General features: G+C 52.9%; 3 protein-coding genes and 1 pseudogene. All 4 read left to right on the top strand.

Annotation, left to right across the window (positions count from 1 at the left end; genetic code table 11):
* The first annotated feature begins 53 nt into the window (after nt 1–53).
* Nucleotides 54–902: a PA4780 family RIO1-like protein kinase gene (locus tag Q0R17_RS17435; RefSeq protein WP_293937305.1), complete on the top strand. Its 849-nt coding sequence runs from the start codon at nt 54–56 to the stop codon at nt 900–902.
* A gap of 2 nt (nt 903–904) precedes the next feature.
* Nucleotides 905–1381: an N-acetyltransferase gene (locus Q0R17_RS17430; protein ID WP_293937302.1), complete on the top strand. Its 477-nt coding sequence runs from the start codon at nt 905–907 to the stop codon at nt 1379–1381.
* 86 nt (nt 1382–1467) lie between these two features.
* Nucleotides 1468–2466 (top strand): hypothetical protein, encoded by a 999-nt coding sequence (locus tag Q0R17_RS17425; protein ID WP_293937299.1) that lies wholly within the window; start codon nt 1468–1470, stop codon nt 2464–2466.
* Nucleotides 2467–2624: 158 nt separating this feature from the next.
* Nucleotides 2625–2962: pseudogene (locus Q0R17_RS17420) on the top strand (single-stranded-DNA-specific exonuclease RecJ); the annotation flags it as partial.

Genomic DNA, 2962 nt, shown 5'->3' with positions numbered 1-2962 from the left:
GCGAATTTATGGCATAAGGCACACTGCTGTTTGCTAATACCGGACTTTGGAAAATGAAAACCCCGAAAAGATTAGAACCACTTGTTCAGAATGGACTTGTTGATGAAGTACTCCGCCAGCTGATGAGTGGCAAAGAAGCCGTGGTTTACGTAGTACGCTGTGGCGATGATGTGCGCTGCGCCAAGGTTTACAAAGAAGCGAACCAGCGCAGCTTTAAGCAAAACGCCGCGTATCAAGAAGGCCGCAAGGTTCGAGGCTCGCGTGATGCCCGTGCCATGGAAAAAGGCAGCCGTTATGGCCGCAAAATGGCTGAAGAAGTCTGGCAAACCGCCGAAGTAGACGCCTTGCACCGCTTAGCAGCGGCAGGCGTGCGCGTGCCCACCCCATATAACTGCTTTGAAGGCGTGCTCTTGATGGAGCTGGTTACCGACGCCGCAGGCCACGCCGCACCGCGCTTAAATGACGTGGTGTTAAGCGCCGAAGTAGCACTGGCGTATCACGCGATGCTGATCAAGCAAGTGGTGTTGATGCTTTGTGCTGGCGTGATTCATGGCGACTTATCTGAATACAATATTTTGGTCGATGCAGATGGCCCTGTGATTATTGACCTGCCCCAAGCGGTGGATGCGGCCGGTAATAACAGCGCTTTTAGTATGTTGGAACGCGATGTGGGTAATTTGGCCACTTACTTCGGCCAATTTGCCCCTGAGTTACTAAATACCGATTACGCCTTTGAGATTTGGAGCCATTACGAGAAAGGCGAGTTGCATCCAGAAGTGGCGCTCACAGGCCGCGCAAGACGCAGCGAGAAAAAAGCCGATGTACGTGGCTTAATGCGTGAGATTGATAGCGTAAAAGAAGAAGAGCTCAACCGTCGCCGCTTTCAAATGGAAGAAGATTAATATTGAACACCTTGTTTTTGAATACTCGCCTTGCGCTGCCATCTGATATTGCAGAGTGCATTGTCATTAGAGGCAAAACGCGAGAAAACGCGATTTCTAAAGAGCGCTTAGCCGAGCTTGGTATTACCGAGGCTTCATGGGCGGCTCAAGTCGAATCGGGCGAGCTGTTAGGTTACGTTTATCACGTTGGTGGGCAAATGGCAGCGTATTGCTTTGGCGCTGTGAGTACTGGCGAAATTGTAGTTTTAGCGCTGTTGCCAGAGCATGAGAACCAAGGCATAGGCAAAATGCTGTTGCAAAATGTGATGTCTGATTTGAAATCACTAGGCCACGGTCGGCTTTTTCTTGGCTGTGCGGCCGATCCCAAGGTGAGATCCTTTGGCTTTTACAGGCATCTGGGCTGGCGCGCCACGGGGCAGAGTGATGGGTATGGTGATGAAGTGCTTGAGTATGTTTTTGTAGCGAGCGCTCAGGCCTGATTATTCAATCTGGCGTTTATATCTTTAGGGCGGGCTGCGCTGAGCCCTTATCGCTGCTTGCCCGCATCTTGTTGTAAAATTCCCCTATGTCACTTCATCTAGTTATTCCTTATGCCGACTGGCCCGATGCGGATCAGTGCCGGTTTATCACCACGGGCTTAGAGCTACCTGCGCTGGCCATGTTATGTGGGCGTGGCCAGCGCTTGCCTTCCCAAAAGCAAAGCGTTGAAGAATGGCTGGCTGGCTTGGTTGGCCTGCCGTCGTTGCCCGCTGCTGCTTTAAGCCTTGGCCTAGATCATCCCACCGCCAGCCCAGGCTTTTGGCTGCGTGCTGATCCCGTGCATCTTAAGATTGAGCGAGATGGTCTGCTGCTGTTTGATGCTCACCAGTTTCAGCTGAGCCAGGCCGAGGCCGATTCCTTGGTGGCAGGGCTTAATAGTGTGTTTGGAGAAGACGGCATCTTATTTGTGGCGGCTACGCCAACACGCTGGTATTTGCGCCTGCCGGTAGATCCAAAGCTAACTTGGACTCCGCTAGATGCTGCGATTGGCCGCGATATTGATACCTTGCTACCCAAGGGGGCTGATGCGTTGAAATGGCATCGCCTGCTCAATGAAATTCAGATGTATCTTTATACCCATAGCGTGAACGAACACCGCGAGCAATCGCAAACCATTAACAGCCTGTGGCCATGGGGCGGATCGGTTTATCCAATCGTGGAGACGCCGGTATTGCCCGGCATTAGCGTTTATAGCAATGAGCAGATGTTGGCTGGCTTGATGCATTTGGGGGGCGAGAGCGTACAGCGCCTGCCACCAAGTGCAGAGTCTATGCCGGTGGGGGATGCGCTAGTGATGCTCGATCAGCTGCGCCTTGGCGCATGCTATGGCAATGCCCATGATTGGCGTGAGGGCTGGCTAAGCCTAGAGCGAGACTGGTTTGCACCGCTACTGGCCGATTTAAAATCTGGGAAAAGAACATCCCTAGCGATGACCTTCCCCGATCTGGGCCTAGCCTTACAAATTGACCGCTCCCTACGCTGGAAAATCTGGCAAAAACCCAAATTACCGTGGAAATTCATGTAGGGTGGGCACGATTTTGTGCCCACGCGTGCAAGAGACATATTTGACACGTGTAAGTGCGATATCCCCATGCCTTGCAAAGTTTGCAATTTTCGCGTGGGCACAGTTGCCCACCCTACATTTATATGATTTGCCCCATCGCTTTTCTTCATTGAGCCAAAATGACCACCATCACCCCCCGCATCGTTCCTGCCGCTGCCGAATCTCTTCTTTGCCAGCAGGGCTACACAGCGCTTGAAGCGCGTTTATATGCAGCGCGTGGCATTCATAGCCGCAGCGAGCTGGAGCACGAACTGGCGCATCTTTTGCCCTTTCATGGCTTAAAAAACATCATTGAGGCAGGCAAGCGCCTTGCCGATGCGATAGCCGCCAAAGAGCGGATTCTGATCGTGGCCGATTACGATGCCGATGGCGCTACGGCTTGCGCGGCGGGGATGCGGGGCCTTGCCATGCTGGGCGCGGTGGTCGATTTTGTGGTGCCGAACCGCTTTGAATATGG

It is taken from the genome of Iodobacter sp., assembly GCF_025352645.1.
Lineage (GTDB): Bacteria > Pseudomonadota > Gammaproteobacteria > Burkholderiales > Chitinibacteraceae > Iodobacter.
This window is presented reverse-complemented; position numbering and strand designations above follow the sequence as displayed.

Coding starts and splice junctions, on each gene's coding strand:
- Q0R17_RS17435 (WP_293937305.1), top strand. CDS start 54: ATGAAAACCCCGAAAAGATTAGAACCACTTGTTCAGAATGGACTTGTT.
- Q0R17_RS17425 (WP_293937299.1), top strand. CDS start 1,468: ATGTCACTTCATCTAGTTATTCCTTATGCCGACTGGCCCGATGCGGAT.